General features: G+C 69.4%; 18 protein-coding genes. 3 read left to right on the top strand and 15 right to left on the bottom strand.

The window, feature by feature from the left end:
• Positions 1–383 precede the first annotated feature (383 nt).
• Positions 384–2,981 carry an ATP-dependent chaperone ClpB gene (clpB, locus tag E4T13_RS19660; RefSeq protein WP_137179954.1) on the bottom strand — a complete coding sequence of 866 codons (2,598 nt, stop codon included), beginning with the start codon at positions 2,979–2,981 and terminating at the stop codon, positions 384–386.
• A 120-nt stretch (positions 2,982–3,101) separates the two neighbouring features.
• On the opposite strand from clpB, the gene E4T13_RS19655 reads away from it, so the two are divergent.
• The gene (locus E4T13_RS19655; RefSeq protein WP_170985087.1) at positions 3,102–3,854 is read left to right on the top strand and encodes an MOSC domain-containing protein; all 753 of its coding nucleotides are present in this window, start codon (positions 3,102–3,104) and stop codon (positions 3,852–3,854) included.
• A 115-nt stretch (positions 3,855–3,969) separates the two neighbouring features.
• On the opposite strand, the gene E4T13_RS19650 is transcribed toward E4T13_RS19655, so the two are convergent.
• From E4T13_RS19650 to E4T13_RS19605, 11 genes are all read right to left on the bottom strand, one after another.
• Positions 3,970–4,449, bottom strand: a complete 480-nt coding sequence (locus E4T13_RS19650) for a DUF4167 domain-containing protein (RefSeq protein WP_137179952.1) — start codon at positions 4,447–4,449, stop codon at positions 3,970–3,972.
• A 194-nt stretch (positions 4,450–4,643) separates the two neighbouring features.
• On the bottom strand, positions 4,644–5,543 hold the full coding sequence (gene prmC / locus E4T13_RS19645) for a peptide chain release factor N(5)-glutamine methyltransferase (RefSeq protein WP_137179951.1): 900 nt from the start codon (positions 5,541–5,543) through the stop codon (positions 4,644–4,646).
• Positions 5,544–5,550: 7 nt separating this feature from the next.
• Positions 5,551–6,606 carry a peptide chain release factor 1 gene (gene prfA, locus E4T13_RS19640; RefSeq protein ID WP_137179950.1) on the bottom strand — a complete coding sequence of 352 codons (1,056 nt, stop codon included), beginning with the start codon at positions 6,604–6,606 and terminating at the stop codon, positions 5,551–5,553.
• On the bottom strand, positions 6,603–7,847 hold the full coding sequence (hisS, locus tag E4T13_RS19635; protein WP_137179949.1) for a histidine--tRNA ligase: 1,245 nt from the start codon (positions 7,845–7,847) through the stop codon (positions 6,603–6,605). Before hisS ends, prfA begins: the two co-directional genes overlap by 4 nt.
• Positions 7,848–7,897: 50 nt before the next feature.
• A complete protein-coding gene (locus E4T13_RS19630) occupies positions 7,898–8,251 on the bottom strand; it encodes a DUF86 domain-containing protein (RefSeq protein ID WP_137179948.1) in 354 nt (117 codons plus the stop codon).
• Between the two features lie 6 nt (positions 8,252–8,257).
• Positions 8,258–8,575, bottom strand: coding sequence for a nucleotidyltransferase family protein (locus E4T13_RS19625; RefSeq protein ID WP_137179947.1), 318 nt, complete (start codon positions 8,573–8,575; stop codon positions 8,258–8,260).
• Positions 8,576–8,590: 15 nt separating this feature from the next.
• Positions 8,591–8,758, bottom strand: a complete 168-nt coding sequence (locus tag E4T13_RS29960) for a hypothetical protein (RefSeq protein WP_170985086.1) — start codon at positions 8,756–8,758, stop codon at positions 8,591–8,593.
• Position 8,759: 1 nt separating this feature from the next.
• Positions 8,760–9,890, bottom strand: a complete 1,131-nt coding sequence (gene ispG / locus E4T13_RS19620) for a flavodoxin-dependent (E)-4-hydroxy-3-methylbut-2-enyl-diphosphate synthase (protein WP_137179946.1) — start codon at positions 9,888–9,890, stop codon at positions 8,760–8,762.
• A 99-nt stretch (positions 9,891–9,989) separates the two neighbouring features.
• Positions 9,990–11,021 carry a helix-turn-helix domain-containing protein gene (locus tag E4T13_RS19615; protein ID WP_137179945.1) on the bottom strand — a complete coding sequence of 344 codons (1,032 nt, stop codon included), beginning with the start codon at positions 11,019–11,021 and terminating at the stop codon, positions 9,990–9,992.
• Positions 11,022–11,119: 98 nt separating this feature from the next.
• Positions 11,120–12,109 carry a nitronate monooxygenase family protein gene (locus E4T13_RS19610; protein ID WP_240791219.1) on the bottom strand — a complete coding sequence of 330 codons (990 nt, stop codon included), beginning with the start codon at positions 12,107–12,109 and terminating at the stop codon, positions 11,120–11,122.
• A gap of 71 nt (positions 12,110–12,180) precedes the next feature.
• The gene (locus E4T13_RS19605; protein WP_137179943.1) at positions 12,181–13,425 is read right to left on the bottom strand and encodes an aspartate kinase; all 1,245 of its coding nucleotides are present in this window, start codon (positions 13,423–13,425) and stop codon (positions 12,181–12,183) included.
• Positions 13,426–13,559: 134 nt separating this feature from the next.
• Between E4T13_RS19605 and ubiG the strand changes: the two genes are divergently transcribed.
• The gene (gene ubiG, locus E4T13_RS19600) at positions 13,560–14,282 is read left to right on the top strand and encodes a bifunctional 2-polyprenyl-6-hydroxyphenol methylase/3-demethylubiquinol 3-O-methyltransferase UbiG (protein WP_137179942.1); all 723 of its coding nucleotides are present in this window, start codon (positions 13,560–13,562) and stop codon (positions 14,280–14,282) included.
• 3 nt (positions 14,283–14,285) lie between these two features.
• The gene (locus E4T13_RS19595; RefSeq protein ID WP_137179941.1) at positions 14,286–15,377 is read left to right on the top strand and encodes a hypothetical protein; all 1,092 of its coding nucleotides are present in this window, start codon (positions 14,286–14,288) and stop codon (positions 15,375–15,377) included.
• 1 nt (position 15,378) lies between these two features.
• Here E4T13_RS19595 and E4T13_RS19590 read toward each other — a convergent pair whose 3' ends face one another.
• From E4T13_RS19590 to E4T13_RS19580, 3 genes are all read right to left on the bottom strand, one after another.
• Complete coding sequence (locus E4T13_RS19590) at positions 15,379–15,864, bottom strand: DUF1178 family protein (RefSeq protein WP_137179940.1); 486 nt, start codon at positions 15,862–15,864, stop codon at positions 15,379–15,381.
• A gap of 82 nt (positions 15,865–15,946) precedes the next feature.
• Positions 15,947–16,204 carry a glutaredoxin 3 gene (gene grxC, locus E4T13_RS19585; RefSeq protein ID WP_137179939.1) on the bottom strand — a complete coding sequence of 86 codons (258 nt, stop codon included), beginning with the start codon at positions 16,202–16,204 and terminating at the stop codon, positions 15,947–15,949.
• Between the two features lie 32 nt (positions 16,205–16,236).
• A complete protein-coding gene (locus E4T13_RS19580) occupies positions 16,237–17,061 on the bottom strand; it encodes a ComF family protein (RefSeq protein WP_240791204.1) in 825 nt (274 codons plus the stop codon).
• Positions 17,062–17,126 lie beyond the last annotated feature (65 nt).

The raw sequence follows: 17,126 nt of genomic DNA, 5'->3' as shown, positions 1-17,126 counted from the left end.
CTCAAAAACACCAACATCTCCATCCGGCCACCCTTCCCACCGCGCGCACCCTCTCAGGCACACACAGTCCGAATAAGGTAACCAGCTATACTCCCCTCGCCGATGCACAGTTTGAAAGAACAAGTCCCTGACCCCGGGCAGGTCGCCCAACCAGGGGCACCACCTCATCGGTGATGGGATCTCGCCGATCCGTGGCGAGGGCGACGAAGATAGCGGCCGAAGCCGCCGTTTTCAAGCCCTGCCTTTTCGGCGAACCGGCGAACCGTGGGGTCCGTCGGTGGAGCGGGCTTCTACGGGCCCGCTCCGAGCCTGTCAACGCGCTGCCATGCGGCGAGCGTCATGGCAGCCATCCGATGCTGCATGCTTGACGCGCGCCGCTGGGCTCAAGCCGCCGCGCGCTGGGAGTCGCCCACCGCCGGCTGCACCTCCAGCCCATCCGGGCCGGCGGTGACGAACAGGCGCTCGCCGTCGCGGATGGTGCCTTCCAGCAGCAGGCCTGCCAGCCTGTCCTGCAGGCTGCGCTGGATCACGCGCTTCAGCGGACGCGCGCCATAGGTCGGATCGTAGCCGGCCTCCGCCAGCCACTCGCGCGCGCTCTCGTCGAGTTCCAGCGTGATGTTGCGATCCGCCAGCAGCTTTCGCAGGCGTTCGAGCTGGATGTCCACGATCGCCGCCATGTCGCCGCGCGCCAGGCGCCGGAACAGCACGATCTCGTCCAGCCGGTTGAGGAATTCCGGCCGGAAGCGCTCACGCACCGCGCGCATCACCGCGGGACGTGCGGCGTCGATGTCGGAGCTTTCCGGCAGTTCCGCGATCGCCTGGCTGCCGAGGTTGCTCGTCAGCACGATGATCGTGTTGCGGAAGTCCACCGTGCGGCCCTGGCCGTCGGTCAGCCGCCCGTCGTCGAGCACCTGCAGCAGCACATTGAAGACGTCGTCATGCGCCTTCTCGATCTCGTCGAACAGGATGACCTGGTAGGGGCGCCGCCGGACCGCTTCCGTCAGCGCGCCACCCTCGTCGTAGCCGACATAGCCGGGCGGTGCGCCGATCAGGCGGCTGACGCTGTGCTTCTCCATGTATTCCGACATGTCGATGCGCGTCATCGCGCGCTCGTCGTCGAACAGGAAGTTCGCGAGCGTCTTGACCAGCTCGGTCTTGCCGACGCCGGTCGGGCCGAGGAACAGGAAGCTGCCGATCGGGCGGTTCGGATCCTGCAGGCCGGCGCGCGCGCGCCGCACCGCCTTGGAGACCGCTTCCAGCGCTTCCTCCTGCCCGACGACGCGCTTGCGCAGCACGTCCTCCATCCGCAGGAGCTTCGCGCGCTCGCCTTCCAGCATCTTCTCGACCGGGATGCCGGTCCAGCGCGAAACGACTGCGGCGATGCCTTCCTCGGTCACCGCCTCGTTCACCAGCCGCCCGTCGCCATCGCCCGCGGAAGCGATCTGCTGCTCGAGCCCGGGGATCACGCCATACTTCAGCTCGCCGGCGCGCGCGTAGTCGCCCTTGCGCTCCGCGAGCTCGAGCTCGGTGCGCGCCTTGTCGAGCTCCTCCTTCGCCTTCTGCGTCGCCTGGACCTTGCCCTTCTCGGCGTCCCAGCGCGCGGTCAGCTCGCGCGAGCGCTCCTCGATCTCGGCGAGCTCCTTCTCCAGCTTCTGCAGCCGGTCGCGGCTCGCCGCATCCTGCTCCTTCTTCAGCGCCTCGCGCTCGATCTTGAGGCGCGTCAGGTCGCGATCGACGGCGTCGAGTTCCTCGGGCTTGCTGTCCACCTGCATGCGCAGGCGCGAGGACGCCTCGTCCACCAGGTCGATCGCCTTGTCCGGCAGAAAGCGGTCGGTGATGTAGCGGTTGGACAGCGTGGCGGCCGCGACCAGCGCGCTGTCGGTGATGCGCACGCCGTGATGCGTCTCGTATTTGTCCTTGATGCCGCGAAGGATGCTGATCGTGTCCTCCACGCTCGGCTCGCCGATGAAGACCGGCTGGAAGCGGCGGGCCAGCGCCGCGTCCTTCTCGACATGCTTGCGGTACTCGTCGAGCGTCGTCGCGCCGACGCAGTGCAGCTCGCCGCGGGCGAGCGCCGGCTTGATCAGGTTGGAGGCGTCCATCGCGCCATCCGCCTTGCCCGCGCCGACCAGCGTGTGCATCTCGTCGATGAAGAGGATGATGTCGCCGGCGGCCTGCTCGACCTCCTTGAGCACGCCCTTCAGGCGTTCCTCGAACTCGCCCCGATACTTCGCGCCGGCCACCATCGCGCCGAGGTCCAGCGCCATCACGCGCTTGTCCTTGATCGCCTCCGGCACGTCGCCCTTGACGATGCGCAGCGCAAGGCCCTCGACGATGGCGGTCTTGCCGACGCCGGGCTCGCCGATCAGCACGGGGTTGTTCTTGGTGCGGCGGGCCAGCACCTGGATGGTGCGGCGGATCTCCTCGTCGCGGCCGATCACCGGATCGAGCTTGCCCTCGCGCGCCGCCTGCGTGATGTCGCGCGCGTATTTCTTCAGCGCGTCGAACTGCTCCTCGGCGTTCTGGCTGTCCACGGTGCGGCCCTTGCGCAGCTCCGTCACCGCCTTCTCCAGCGCGGGCAGCTGCACGCCGGCGGCGCGGAGTGCGCGCGCGGCGGGGCTGTCCACGGCGGCGAGCGCCTGCAACAGCCGATCCTGCGCGACGAACTCGTCGCCGGCCTTCTGCGCATGCTGCTGTGCGGCGTCGAGCACGCGCACGACTTCGGGGGTGAATTGCGGCTGGCCGGCGCCGCCACCCGAGACCTTGGGCTGCTTCGCCAGGTCGGCCTCGATGGCTGCCTTGGCGCGCGCGGGATCGCCGCCGGCGGCGCGGATCAGCCCGGCCGCGGCGCCCTGCTCGTCATCGAGCAGCGCCTTCAGCAGGTGCTCGGGCGTGATGCGCTGGTGGTAGTCGCGGATCGCAATCGTCTGCGCGGCCTGCAGGAAGCCGCGGGCGCGATCGGTGAATTTCTCTATGTCCATCCTCAGATCCCTCTCGTGAGCGGAACTGTGGTGCCTCCCGCCCCCGATCGGGCGACGGAAGGATCACCTGTTGGATCGAAAAATGGTATGCGAACCTGGGCCGATTCAAGGGAAGCGCGGATGCGCGTCGAGAAAATTGCACGCTACCCGGTGAAGGGCCTTTCGCCCGAATACATGGAAGCGGTCGAACTGACGGAGGGCCAGGGCCTGCCGCATGACCGGCGCTTCGCCTTCGCCCAAGGCGACAGCGCCTTCGATCCGGCCGCGCCGAAATGGCTGCCGAAGCGCAACTTCGCCTGCCTGGCGGTGAATGCCGGGATCGCCGCGGTCCATGCCGCCTACGACCCACACTGGGACGTCCTGCTGCTGCAGGCGGGGGAGTCACGGCTGGCCGCCGATCTCCGCACGGCGGAGGGCAGGCAGGCCGCACAGGCGTGGCTCACGGCCTTTATGGGCGAGGATGCGCGCGGCGCGCTCACCCTGGCGGAGGTGCCGGGCCATGCCTTCACGGATATCCCGGACAAGGCCGTCTCGATCATCGGCCTCGCCTCGATCGCGGATCTCGGCGAGCGGGCAGGCATGGCGCTGGATCCGCTGCGCTTCCGGGCCAACCTGCTGTTCTCCGGCGGCGCCGCCTTCGAGGAGCTGGACTGGGTCGGGCGGGAGCTGCTGCTCGGCAAGGCGCGGCTGAGGGTGTTCAAGCGCACGCAGCGCTGCGCCGCGACCGAGGTGAACCCCGAGACCGCCGAGCGCGACGCCAAGCCGCCGCTGTGGCTGCGCAAGCAGTACGGCCACGCGGATATGGGCGTGTATGCGACCGTGCTGGAAGGCGGGACGGTCGCGGTGGGCGACGCGCTGGAAGTGGTCGGGTAGATCCACGCGCCGGCAGGGTGTGCCGGCACCCTGCCGCGCCAGCGACGCGGCTTGCCGGGTCCGCCGCCCGACGGAGCCCTTCGCCCTCCCCCACATCCGGGGGAGGGACAAGGGCTCAGCTCCGGTCGGTGCCTTCCTCGGCTGGGGCGGGGCCGGGCTCACCTTCCAGCGCATGGCCGTTGGCGTGGCCATTGACCTCGGGCTGGTCGGAGCCGCCTTCGCCGCCCTCCTGCTCCGGGCCGTTCTGGTAGCGCCGCTGCTGGTGATGCGGCGCCTGGCCGCCCTGCTGCTGCTGGGCCTGGTTCATGGCGTTGAGGATGCGGAAATAGTGTTCCGCATGCTGGAAGTAGCTCTCCGCCATCACCCGGTCGCCGGCGCCGGTCGCATCGCGTCCCAGCTGCAGGTATTTCTCGAAGAGCTGCTGCGCCGTGCCGCGGATGCGGACATCGGGGCCATTGCTGTCGAAGACGTGGTTGCGGTTGAGCGGCTGGTGCCCGCCGCTGTGACGGTAGCCTCCGCCACCGCCGCCGCCGCCGCCTCCACCGCCGCCTCCGTGCCGATGGCTGCCGCGGCTGCGCATGCGTTTCATGTTCATGTTTCGGACGATCGCCGTCTCGCAAAAGGCGGCCACGGGCAGGCATGACCCCGACCGGGAACGCGGATTCATCGGGTTGCGTCGCTGCGGCCGCCGGTTCCGCAAGGGCGCCCCCGTTCCGGGGGAGCCGATACCCCTCCGCGGGGCCGGCGCTACCTGGGCGCATTCATGCACCCCGGGCCGCAGAGCGCAACCTAATGCGCCGGCGCCTCCTCGCCAATGCATTTTTTCTCGCCCGCCCGCAGGACCAGCGCCCGGGGGGTGCCGGCAAGGTCGGGGCGGCAGGAGTCCACGACCAGTCCGCCTTCCCGCGCCAGGGCCTCCACGGCCGGCAACTGGCCGGTGCCGAGCTCCAGCACCGCCGCCCCGCCGGCCTGCAGGAGCCGCGGCAGGGCTGCGACCAGAAGCCGATACGCGCCCAGACCGTCCGGCCCGCCATCCAGGGCCGAACGCGGCTCATGCCGGGCAACCTCGGGCATCAGGCCGGCAATGGCGCCCGATTCGATGTAGGGCGGGTTGGACAGGACCAGGTCGAAGCGGCCGGACAGCGCGGCGTCCCAGTTCCCGGCCAGGAAAGCGGCGCGGTCGTCCAGGCCGCTGCGACGGGCATTCGCGGCGGCGAGGGCTGCGGCCTCCGGAATCAGGTCCACCCCGATCCCGACGGCGTTCGGCCGCTCCGCCAGCACGGCCAGCAGCAGGCAGCCGGTGCCGGTGCCGAGATCGAGCACCCGCAGCGACGCGGCCGGATCGGGAAACAGGTCGAGCGCGGCCTCCACCAGGGTTTCGCTGTCGGGGCGGGGGATCAGCGTGGCCGGGGAGACGGCCAGGTCCAGGGTCCAGAAGCCCTGGCTGCCGAGGATGTGGGCGACCGGCGTGGCATCCAGCCGGGCGGCGATCGCCGCGTGGAACCGCGCAGCGGCGTCTGGCGGCACGGGCGCGCGCGAGTCGCGGATCAGCTGCTCCGGCGTCGCGCCCAGGGCGTGGCCGAGCAGCAGGCGTGCTTCGAGGCGCGGGTTCTCGATGGCGGCGGCGCGCAGGATCTGGCCGGCCTGGCAGAGGAAGGCGCCGATGGTCTCACCGGGATCGCAGGCCATGCGCGCCCTATTCCGCGTCGGCAGCGAGCCGCGCGGCCTCGTCCTCGGCGACCAGCGCCTCGATCACCTCGTCGAACTCGCCGAGCATCACGCGGTCGATCTTGTGAATGGTGAGCCCGATGCGATGGTCGGTGACGCGGCCCTGGGGGAAGTTGTAGGTGCGGATGCGCTCGGACCGGTCGCCGGTGCCGACCTGGCCCTTGCGATCGGCAGCGCGGGCAGAGTCCAGGCGGGTGCGCTCCGCGTCGAACAGCCGGGCGCGCAGCACCTTCATCGCCTTGGCGCGGTTCTTGTGCTGCGACTTCTCCTCCTGCATCGCGACCACGATCCCGGTGGGGATGTGCGTGATGCGCACGGCGGAATCCGTCTTGTTCACATGCTGGCCGCCGGCGCCGGAGGCGCGGTAGGTGTCGATGCGCAGGTCGCCCTCGTTCACCTGCACGTCCACATCCTCGGCTTCCGGCAGCACGGCGACGGTGACGGTGGAGGTGTGGATGCGGCCCTGGTTCTCGGTGGCGGGCACGCGCTGCACGCGATGCACGCCCGATTCAAATTTCAGCTTCGCGAAGACGCCGCGGCCCTCGATGCTGGCCGTCGCGCCCTTCACGCCGCCGAGGTCGCTCTCATCGTAGTCCAGCACCTCGAAGCGCCAGCCCTGGCGGGCGGCGTAGCGCTGGTAGGCGCCGAACAGCTCGGCGGCGAAGAGCGCGGCCTCGTCGCCGCCGGCGGCGGGGCGGATTTCCAGGATCGCGCTGCGCTCATCGGCGATGTCGCGCGGCAGCAGCATCAGCCTGATCTCGCGTTCGAGCGCCGGCAGCCGGTCCTTGAGGTCGAGATACTCGGCCTCGGCCAGCTCCTTTAGCTCGGGGTCGCCGAGCATCGCCTCCGCCTCGTCTCGCGCGCGTTCGGCGGCGCGGTAGGCCTGCACCTTCTCGACCAGCGGATCGAGTTCCGACAGCTCGCGCGAGATCGCGCCAACCTGCGCGCCATCGGCGGTGTTGAGCTGATGGCGCAGTTCGTCGGCGCGGTTCAGCAGGCGGTCGAGTTTCTGGGGCAGGCTCATGCGCGCAGGCGCTTGACCGCCTCGTCAGGGCTCAGCCGCTCCTGCGCCCCGGCATCGAGGTCACGGAACTGCACGACGCCTTCGGCCACCTCGTCCTCGCCGAGAATGAGCGCGGCCCGCGCGTGCAGTTTGTTGGCGCGCTCCATGCGGCGCTTGAGGTTGCCCTTGTAGGCGACCTCAGTGACGACGCCAGCGGCGCGCAGCCGCTGCGCCAGCGCCAGCGCCTCGGCTTCCTGCGCCTCGGCCACCGGGATCACGGCGACGGGGCGCGGCGCCGACGGCGGCGCGGCGAGCAGCATGGCCAGGCGCTCGATCCCCGCGGCCCAACCGACGGAGGGCGTGGGCGGGCCACCCATCTCCTCGACCAGGCCGTTGTAGCGGCCGCCGCCCAGCACCGTGCCCTGCGCGCCGAGCCGGTCGGTGACGAATTCGAAGGCGGTGTGGCTGTAGTAGTCGAGGCCGCGCACGATGCGGTCGTTCTGCCGGAACGGCACGCCGAAGCCCGCGAGATAGCCCAGCACCTTCTCGTAGAAGCGCGCGGCGTCGGCGGTCAGGTGGTCGCGCATCACCGGCGCGCCGGCGACGATCCGCTTGTCGGTCTCGTCCTTGGAATCCAGGACGCGCAGGGGATTCTTCTCCAGCCGCACCTGGCTGTCCTCGGACAGCGACGCGCGGTGATCGGAGAGATAGGCCACCAGCGCCGCGCGGTAGGCGTCGCGGCTTTCCGTGTCGCCGAGGGTGTTGATCTCCAGCACCACGCCATCGGCGATGCCGAGCGCGTTCAGCACGTCCCAGCCGCAGGCGATCACCTCGGCGTCGGCCAGCGGCTCGGCGGCGCCGAGCACCTCCACGTCGATCTGGTGAAACTGCCGGTAGCGCCCCTTCTGCGGCCGCTCGTAGCGAAACATCGGGCCGGTGTAGAACACCTTGCGCGGCAGGTTGGACTGGGCGAGGCCGTTCGAGACCAGCGCGCGGCACAGCCCCGCCGTGGCTTCGGGGCGCAAGGTAATGGAGTCGCCACCGCGGTCGACGAAGGAATACATCTCCTTGGAGACGACGTCGGAGGTGTCGCCCAGGCCGCGGCTGAAGACGCGGGTGTCCTCGAAGATCGGCGTGGACCATTCCTCGAAGCCGTAGAGCGCGGAGACGCGGCGCGCGGTCTCGACCACATGGTGATGCGCGCGGAAATCGTCGCCGATGAGGTCACGGGTGCCGCGGACGGGCTGAAGCGGGCTGGCCATAGGGCGGGGTTGTGTCGCGCGGCGCGACGCGGGGCAAGGGGGGCGGCGACCTAGCGCGGCTCGGGCGGCACCAAGGGGCGCAGGGCAGCGGCGAGCGCTGGGAGTTCGACGCTCACGACACGCCAGACGACATCCAGCCGAACCTCTGCATAGTCATGGACGAGTTTGTGCCGCATGCCGATCACGGCTTTCCACGGCACTTGCGACGTGCCGGAGCGAAACTCCTTCGACACCCGGTTGGCTGCCTCGCCGATCACCGACACGCAGCGAAGGACCGCCGCCTGATGCAGGGCGCTCGCACGGAAGGCGGCCTCGTCCATCCCTGCCACGAAGCCGATCGCGTCCTCCGCCGCCAGCAGCATGTCGAGCAGGAAGCCGGGATCGCCCTTCTCCGGCCTCGCCATCGCAGGTCAGCCCGGATAGATCGGCGCGGCATCGCCGAGGATGTTCGCGCGCCGGATGTAGTTCCTGCTTTGCTCGATCGCGGCACGGTCGAGCAGGTCCACCGGGCGGCCAAGCTCGGCCTCCAGCGCGTCCTTGAAGTCGCCGAAGCCCGCGAAGTCGAACCGGGCCTCCGGCGTGAACTCCACCAGCAGGTCCACGTCGCTGCGCGCCGGGTCGAAATCCTCGCCGCGCGCGGCGGAGCCGAAGACCTCCAGCCGTGTCACGCCGAAGCGCCGGCAGAGCTCGGCGATGGCATCCTTGTGGCGGAGGATCTCGGGGTGCATCGCCGAATTCCTCCGTCAACGCACCGCCAGGGTCAGGACCACGAACAGCACCAGCTGGATCGCCAGCACGCAGCCCAGCCGCGTCACGGCCCAATCCCGGTGTGCCAAATCCTCGTCCAGCCCCGGCACCGGCGGTGGGCGCAGCCGCGCGACGATCAGCGCGGCTGCGGAAAGGCCGCTCACCTCACTCCGCCGCCTGCTGCTCGACCGCGGCGGCCTTGGCCGCCTTCATGGCCTCGGCGCGGGCCTCGACCAGGCCGACGATATGCTCGACCATCTCCTCGGTCCTGACGGTGTGGCTGGTCTTGCCCATGCCATAGACCATGTGCGTGCCTGCCCCGCCGCCCGTGAGGCCGATATCGGTCATCAGCGCCTCGCCCGGGCCGTTCACCACGCAGCCGATGATGGAAAGGCTGATCGGCTGGTCGATATGCGCCAGACGCTCCTCCAGCTTCTCCACCGTGCGGATCACGTCGAAACCCTGCCGCGCGCAGGACGGGCAGGAGATCACCTTCACCCCCCGATGGCGCAGATGCAGCGACTTCAGCATCTCCCAGCCAACCGAGACTTCCTCCTCCGGTTCCGCGCTCAGCGACACCCGCAGCGTGTCGCCGATGCCGGCCCAGAGCAGGGAGCCGAGCCCGATCGCGGATTTCACCGTGCCGGCGCGCTTGCCGCCGGCCTCGGTGATGCCGATGTGCAGCGGGTGGTCGCAGGCCTCCGCCAGCTGCTGATAGGCGGCGACCGCGAGGAAGACGTCGGACGCCTTCACGCTGATCTTGAACTCGTGGAAGTCGAGTTCCTGCAGGTGCGCGGCGTGCCACAGCGCGCTTTCCACCAGCGCCTCCGGGTTCGGCTCGCCGTATTTTTCCAGCAGGTGCTTTTCGAGCGAGCCGGCGTTGACGCCGATGCGGATCGAGCAGCCATGGTCGCGGGCCGCCTTCACCACCTCCTTCACGCGGTCCTTGGTGCCGATGTTGCCGGGGTTGACGCGCAGGCAGGCGGCGCCGGCCTCGGCGGCCTCGATCGCGCGGCGGTAGTGGAAGTGGATGTCCGCCACGATCGGCACGTTTACCTCGCGCACGATCTCGTGCAGCGCCGCGGTGCTTTCCTCCGTCGGGACCGACACGCGGACGATATCGGCGCCGGCCATCTCGCAGCGGCGGATCTGCTCGATCGTCGCCTTGGCGTCCTCGGTCGGCGTGTTGGTCATGGTCTGCACGCTGATCGGCGCATCGCCGCCGACGGGGACCCTGCCGACATGGATCAGCCGGGACTTGCGCCGCAGGATCTGCTGGTAGGGGCGATAGGACATCCGGCCTTTCCTTGCGTCAGGCCCAACCCGGCGGGCCGCTGCGCCGCAAGCATATGGCCCCGGGCGGCGCCGTCACAGGGGGCGCCGCGCGACCAGGGCTCAGTTCCGCGGCGTGGCCGCGGCGGTGGCCGGTACCAGGCGCTGGCGAAGCCGTTCCGGGTCGAGGGCGATATTGCGCCGCACGCCGACCAGGCCTTCCAGCGTCGGCTGGGGCTGGCCGTCCACCAGGATCTCCAGGCCGTCGGCCTTCCCGGTGTCGAGCAGCAGGTCCTCGCGCAGCGGCGCCGCCCAGACCTCGTTCGGACGCAGCACGCGGTTCACCAGCACGCGCCCACCGCGGGGATCGCGCACCTGGACCCAGGCGCCTTCCGGATTGTTGGCCCGCGCGCGCAGCACGATCCGGGTGCCCTCCGGCACGCCGGGGATCGGCGCCGCGGCGGATGACGCCGGCTGCTCCGGCGCTGCGGCAGTCGGAACAGCGGGCGCGGCCGGAGGCAACACCGCCGCCGGCATGGTGGCGGCCTGCGCGGAGGTGTTGGCGCCATGCGTCGGCGTCGGCAGCCCGCCGGGCGGCGGCAGGGCGGCCAGCGGCAGCGAGCCCGGCTCCGGCCGTGGCGGCAGGTCGCGGCCGGGCAACTGGGCGCGACCCTGCTCCGCCGCCGTCTCCAGCCGGGGCGGCACGGGGGGCACCACATCCACCACGCGGTCGCCGCCGCTCGACCAGTTGAACCAGGCGACATAGGCGCCGATGGCGATGGCCGCGCCGGTCAGGATCACGGTGGTGGCCGGCATGCCGCGTTCGGGCACGGGTTCGGGGAAGACGAGCTTCGGCTTTGCCGCGGCCGGCCCCGCAACCTCGCGGAAGCGGCGGGAGACCTCATCGGCATCGAGGCCGAGCGCGGCGGCATAGGTGCGGACGAAGCCGACGGCATAGGCGACGCCGGGCAGGTCGCGGACGCGGCCTTCCTCCAGCGCCTCAAGATGCGGGCGGCGGATGCGCAACTGGGCCGCAACGTCCTCGATGGAAAGGCCCAGCGCCAATCGGGCCTCGCGGAGGGCGTCGCCGATCCGCGCGGCTTCGGCGCCGCTGTCCTCGGCCTGTCTCGGGATGCGCTTCAGATCATAGGGCACGGCACCGACACCTACCGCGCGAACCGGCTGTCCGCAAACCGAATCGTCGGGAAATCGTTCAGTATCATTTGGGTGACACGCGTCATGCTTTCAGACAATCAGGACGCGCGACGCCGCGCTGCGAGCGCGGTCGCCGCCTGCCAGATCAACTCCTGCACGATCTCCGCCGCCGGTTGCTCGCGCGTCACCATGCCCACGCTCTGGCCCGCCATCAGGGACCCGTTCTCGACATCACCGTCGATCACTGCGCGGCGGAGCGCGCCGGCCCAGTAATGCTCGATGTCGAGCTGCGCGGCCGCCTTCTCCACCTCGCCGGCCAGAAAGCGCCGGATGGTCTCGGCCTGGTGCTCCAGGAAGCGCTTGGTGCCCTCGTTCTGCAGGGCGCGCACGGGGATCACCGGGAAGCGCTCGTCGAGCTGCACCGTGGGCAGGGCGTCGCGCGCGGCGCCGCGGATGAACGCACGCTTGAAGTTCGGATGGGCGATGGACTCCGTGGCGCAGACGAAACGGGTGCCGAGCTGCGCGCCGGACGCCCCCATCTCCAGATAGCCAAGGATCGCCTCCCCCCGGCCGATGCCGCCGGCGACGAAGACCGGGACGTCGCGGATATGCGGCAGGATCTCCTGCGCCAGCACGTTCAGGCTGACCGGGCCGATATGCCCGCCCGCCTCGCTGCCCTCGATCACCAGCGCATCGGCGCCGGAGCGCACGAGCTTCTTGGCCAGCGCGAGCGCGGGCGCGAAGCAGACCACCTTGGCCCCGCCATCCTTGGCCGCCTTGATCGCCGCGCCGGGCGGGATGCCGCCGGCGAAGACGATGTGCCCGACCTTGTGCTCCAGGCAGGTCTGGACGAGCTGGTCCAGCCGCGGATGCATGGTGATCAGGTTCACGCCGAACGGCTTGTCCGTCATCGCCTGGGTCGCGGCGATCTCCTCGGCCAGGCGCGGCGGCTCCATCGCGCCGCAGGCGATCACGCCGAAGGCGCCGGCATTGGACAGCGCGGCGACCAGGTGGCGCTCGCTCACCCAGGACATCGCCCCGCCCATGATGGCATAGCGGCTGCCGAAGAAGGCGGCGCCGCGCGCCATCAGCGCGTCGATCTCCGCCAGCGCCCAATCCGGCGGTGCCGCACCCTGCGGCAAGGCAGCGTCCATCGCGGTCAGCCTTCGCCGCGGGACGGCGCCTCCGGCCCGTCCAGGCCGTATGCGGTATGCAGCGCGCGGACGGCGAGTTCGGTGTAGTCCACGGGGATCAGCACGCTGACCTTGATCTCGGAGGTGGAGATCACCTGGATGTTGATCCCCTTCTCGGCCAGCGCCTTGAACATGGTGGAGGCGACGCCGGCATGGGTGCGCATGCCGATGCCGACCACGCTGATCTTCGCGACCTCGGCATCGGTCACGAGCGCCTCGTATCCGATATCCGCGCGCTGCTTCTCCAGCAGGTCCTTGGCGCGCGGCAGGTCGGCGCGGCCGACGGTGAAGGTCATGTCCGTGGTGCCGTCGGCGCCGATGTTCTGGACGATCATGTCCACGTTCAGGTTGGCGGCGGCCATCGGGCCGAACACATGCGCGGCGATGCCGGGCCGGTCGGGCACGCGGCGGAGCGTCACCTTCGCCTCGTCGCGCGAATAGGCGATGCCGGACACGATGGGCTGTTCCACGATCTCGTCCTCGTCAACGACCAGGCTGCCTGGCTTGTCCTCGAAGCTGGAAAGCACCTGCACGCGCACGCGCTGCTTCATCGCGAGCTCGACCGAGCGCGTCTGCAGCACCTTGGCGCCGACCGAGGCGAGTTCCAGCATCTCCTCGTAGCTGATTTTCTCGAGCTTTTTCGCGCGGGGCACGATGCGGGGGTCGGTCGTGTACACGCCATCCACATCGGTGTAGATGTCGCAGCGATCGGCCTTCACCGCAGCGGCCACGGCCACCGCCGAAAGGTCGGACCCGCCGCGGCCGAGCGTGGTGATCCGGTTGCGGCCGGGCTCCAGCCCCTGGAAGCCGGCGATCACCGGGACCTGGCCTTCCTGCATCCGCTCGATCAGCAGCGTGCCGTCGATGCTCTCGACCCGCGCCTTGCCATGCGCGGCATCGGTCACGATGGGAATCTGCCAGCCCTGCCAGGACCGGGCATCGACCCCGATGGTCTGCAGCGCAATGGCGAGAAGGCCGATCGTCACCTGCTCGCCCGTGGCGACCACCACGTCGTATTCGCGCGCATCGTGCAGCGGCGACAGGTCGGAGCACCATTTCACCAGCTGGTTGGTGGCGCCGGCCATGGCGGAGACGACCACGGCCACCTCGTTGCCGGCCTCCACCTCGCGCTTGACGCGGTTGGCCACGTTGCGGATGCGGTCGAGGTCGGCGACGGAGGTGCCGCCGAACTTCATCACGATGCGGGCCATGCCTGGATCCGGGGGCCTTGCCGACGCGCGGGGCGCAAAGGGGTTGGGACGGGGCCGCCTGTTGCGCCCCGCCGGGGGCGCCCAGATAAACGCGACGCGTGCGCCGGGCAACCGGCGGCGGAACGGGAGCAGGCATGACAGGCACGGCGGTCGAGGCGGAGATCCGGAAGTTCGGCGCCCTGGCGGATCGCTGGTGGGACCCGGACGGGCCGATGCGCCCGCTGCACCGGATGAACCCGCTGCGCACCGGCTGGATCGCGGAGCGGATCGCGAAGGCGAATGGGCGGACCGGGCGGGACCTGTCAGGGCTCACCCTGCTGGATGTCGGCTGCGGCGCCGGGCTCGCCTCCGAAAGCTTCGCCCGCATGGGGGCACGGGTCACCGGCCTGGACGCGGCCGGCGAGGCGCTGGAGGCGGCGCGTGCCCATGCGACGGCCGGCGGGTTGGAGATCGGGTATCAGGAGGGGACGCCGGAAGACCTGGCGGCAACGGACAAAAGATACGATGCGGTGGTGGCGCTGGAGGTGATCGAGCATGTCGAGGACCGCGCGGCCTTCCTCGGCGCGCTGGCGGCGCTGGCGAAGCCCGGGGGGCAGGTTTTGCTTTCCACCCTGAACCGGACGGCGCGGTCCTTCCTGATGGCGAAGGTCGGGGCGGAATACGTGCTGCGGATGCTGCCGGTTGGCACGCATGACTGGCGGATGTTCGTCACACCGGGCGAGCTCGGCGCGGGGCTACGCCGCGCGGGGCTGGCGGTGACCGATCTCGCGGGGATGAGCATGGATCCGCTGACGGGGCGCTGGCGGGAGACGCGGGACCTCGGCGTCAACTACTTGGTCGCGGCCAAGAGAGAGTAAGCAATGTCAGTCATCATCGAAGCCCCTCCTATTTCGACGCTGCGCGGTACGGCCGAATTTATAGAGGAGCTATATGAAAATTCTAATCATGAACACATTACTATAGATGCAGCGCGATGGCGTTTTACGCGTCCATTCAACATGCTATTGCTGGGCCATAGGGTCACATATTTTAGACATCTATACAGGGACGTAAAGCTGGATTTCGTCAATTTTCCTGCTGCGTCGGCAGGGTATTTTCGGCATTTTCGATTGATGGATTACCTAGAAGGCAGGCGCCAAGAACTTCGCGAAACTAGGCAGAACGATAATTATATCGCGATTACACGTGTCCCAGTTCGGCAACTACTACGCAAAGCGCGCAATAACTCAGAAGAAATTGGAATTGCCATCTCGACTTACGCGGGCACCCTTGTCGATCTCCTCTTCAGGAACAACGAGGCGAAGATAGATGTCCATCAGTTACTGAGATTCTCTCTGCGGGAAATGATACGTAATGTCTTTGAGCACAGCAACGCCCGCGCATTCTATATCTGCGGACAGTATTGGCCGAGCCAGAAGCGAATACAAGTAGCTCTTAGCGATACCGGCGTAGGAATTGAATGTTCGTTGAGAAGAAATTCCAGTTTGCAAATAAATTGCGCGCGCGATGCTATTCACTTTGCGCTCTTGCCTGGAGTGTCCGGATCACCCGATCGACTGCATCGACAAAATAAAAATGATATGTGGAGGAATAGCGGATTCGGCTTGTTTTTAGCAAGTCGATTTTGTCGCAAATCAGGGGGGTTCAGTATATCTTCCGGGGATTGTTGTCTAGTTCTTGATGAAGAAAAGACCTCCTATGATATCCCGCACGCGCCCGGCGTTGTAATTCGACTCGATTTGCTTGAACGCGACTTAGTCGATGCGAACGGGACCTTACGCCGCTTGGTCAGTGAGGGAGAGGCGTTGCAACAAAAGCTGACGCATCTCCCGCTACTGACGGCGTCAAGCGCTTCAAAGATGCTATCAGTAAGCGGGACCGCCGTCGGTCCAACAACCGCACCTCGAAAGAAATTATCGTTTACTCAGGACGACAAAGACGAGATATTTTAGCTTACCCGTCCGCGCGCGGCACCCAGGGCAGGCGTGCGACCTCGATGCCGTCCTCGGCCAGGGCCTCGGCCTCGGCGTCCGTGGCCTCGCCGTAGATGCCGCGGGCCTCAGCCTCGCCCGCATGAATCTTCCGCGCCTCCTCGGCGAAGTCCTTCCCGACGTAGTCGCAGCTCTTCTCCACCTCGGCGCGCAGGCGCTGCAGCATGGCGATCATCTGCGGCGGCATCGGGCCGGCCGCCACGCGCTGCGCGCCCTCCGGCGGCGCGGGCACCGCGGCGGCGGCGGGCGGCGCCTCGACCTTCGGCGCCTTCGCCTTCTTGCGGCTGGAAACGACGGCCGGCGCCATCAGCGCCTTCGACACCTGCGTGCTGCCGCAGACGGCGCATTCGACCAGCCCGGCCTGCGCCAGCTTCTCGAAGCCGGCACTGTCCTGGAACCAGCTCTCGAACTCGTGTCCCGCGTCGCAGCGCAGCTTGTAGTGGATCATCCCGGCACCCTGGCAGCCGCCTGTGGCGGCCCTGTGACACTATATGGCCTGGCACTCTGCCTTGGCGAGTGCCAGCACCCGGTCACCCCGCCAGCAGCGGGTCCAGCCCGCCCTTGCGGTCCAGCGCCAGCAGGTCGTCCGACCCGCCGATATGCCGGCCGTCGATGAAGACCTGCGGGACGGTGGTGCGCCCGCCGGAACGCTCCATCGCCTGCCTCCGCGCGGCGGAGCCGTGCGGGGCGTAGATCTCCTCGAAGGGAACGCCCTTCTTCTGGAACAGGGACACCGCCCGCGCGCAGTACGGGCAGAAGTCCTGGACGTAGATTTCCACCTTGGCCATGCGCCCTCAGGTCGCGCCGCGCGCGGCCGCCGTCAAGGGCGCCCGCCCTCGAGCCGCGGGTCCGGCACGCGGGCGGCAGCGAGCACATCCACGGCCCGGGCGCCGGCGGCGAGCAGGGCCTCGGCACAGGCCTCCACCGTGGCGCCCGAGGTCATCACGTCGTCCACCAGCAGCACGCGGCTTCCGGCGATGCGCGCACGCGCCGCAGCCCGCACCGCGAAGGCGCCCTCCACCAGCAGCGCCCGCTCCGCCGCGCCGCGTTCGCCGAGGCTCGGCGTCGGACGCGTGCGGCGCAGGAGGTCCGGAATCCAGGGTTTGCGGCCATGTCGCGCCAGGGCGCCGGACAGCAGGGCCGCCTGGTTGTAGCGGCGCGAGACGAGACGCCGCCAATGCAGCGGCACCGGCGCCAGCAGATCGGCGCGCGCCAGAAGATCCGGCGCCGCGCGCGCCATCTGGCCGGCGAGGGTGGCGGCGAGGTCGGTGCGGTCGGCATGCTTGAAGGGCAGCAGCAGGCGCTTCGCGCCCGCGTCGTAGCGGAACGCGGCGCGGGCGACGTGGTAGACCGGGCGCCGTTCCAGGCAGGCGGGGCAGAGCCCGCCCGGCCCGGCCTGGCCAGCATGCAGGAAGGGCACGCCGCAGCAGGCGCAGAAGGGCGGGGTGAGCAGGTGCAGGTCGCGCCAGCAGGTGGCGCAGAGCGTGCCCTGCCGCTCCACCGGGTTGTCGCAGGTCAGGCAGTGCGGCGGCAGCAGCGCGTCGAGGACGGCGCCGCCCAGGCGGTGGAAGACCTGCCGCGCCGGATTCAGGCGGCGCTGCCCCCACCCCGACCAGCCTGCGTATGCGGCGGCAGGCCGCCGCAACTTCGGCGTTCGAAGCGGTGCGTCGAACCCCCCGCACTGCGGGGGAGGGAGAGGGCGGCGCTATG

It is taken from the genome of Roseomonas sp. AR75, assembly GCF_005222815.1.
In the GTDB taxonomy this organism is placed as follows: domain Bacteria; phylum Pseudomonadota; class Alphaproteobacteria; order Acetobacterales; family Acetobacteraceae; genus Falsiroseomonas.
This window is presented reverse-complemented; position numbering and strand designations above follow the sequence as displayed.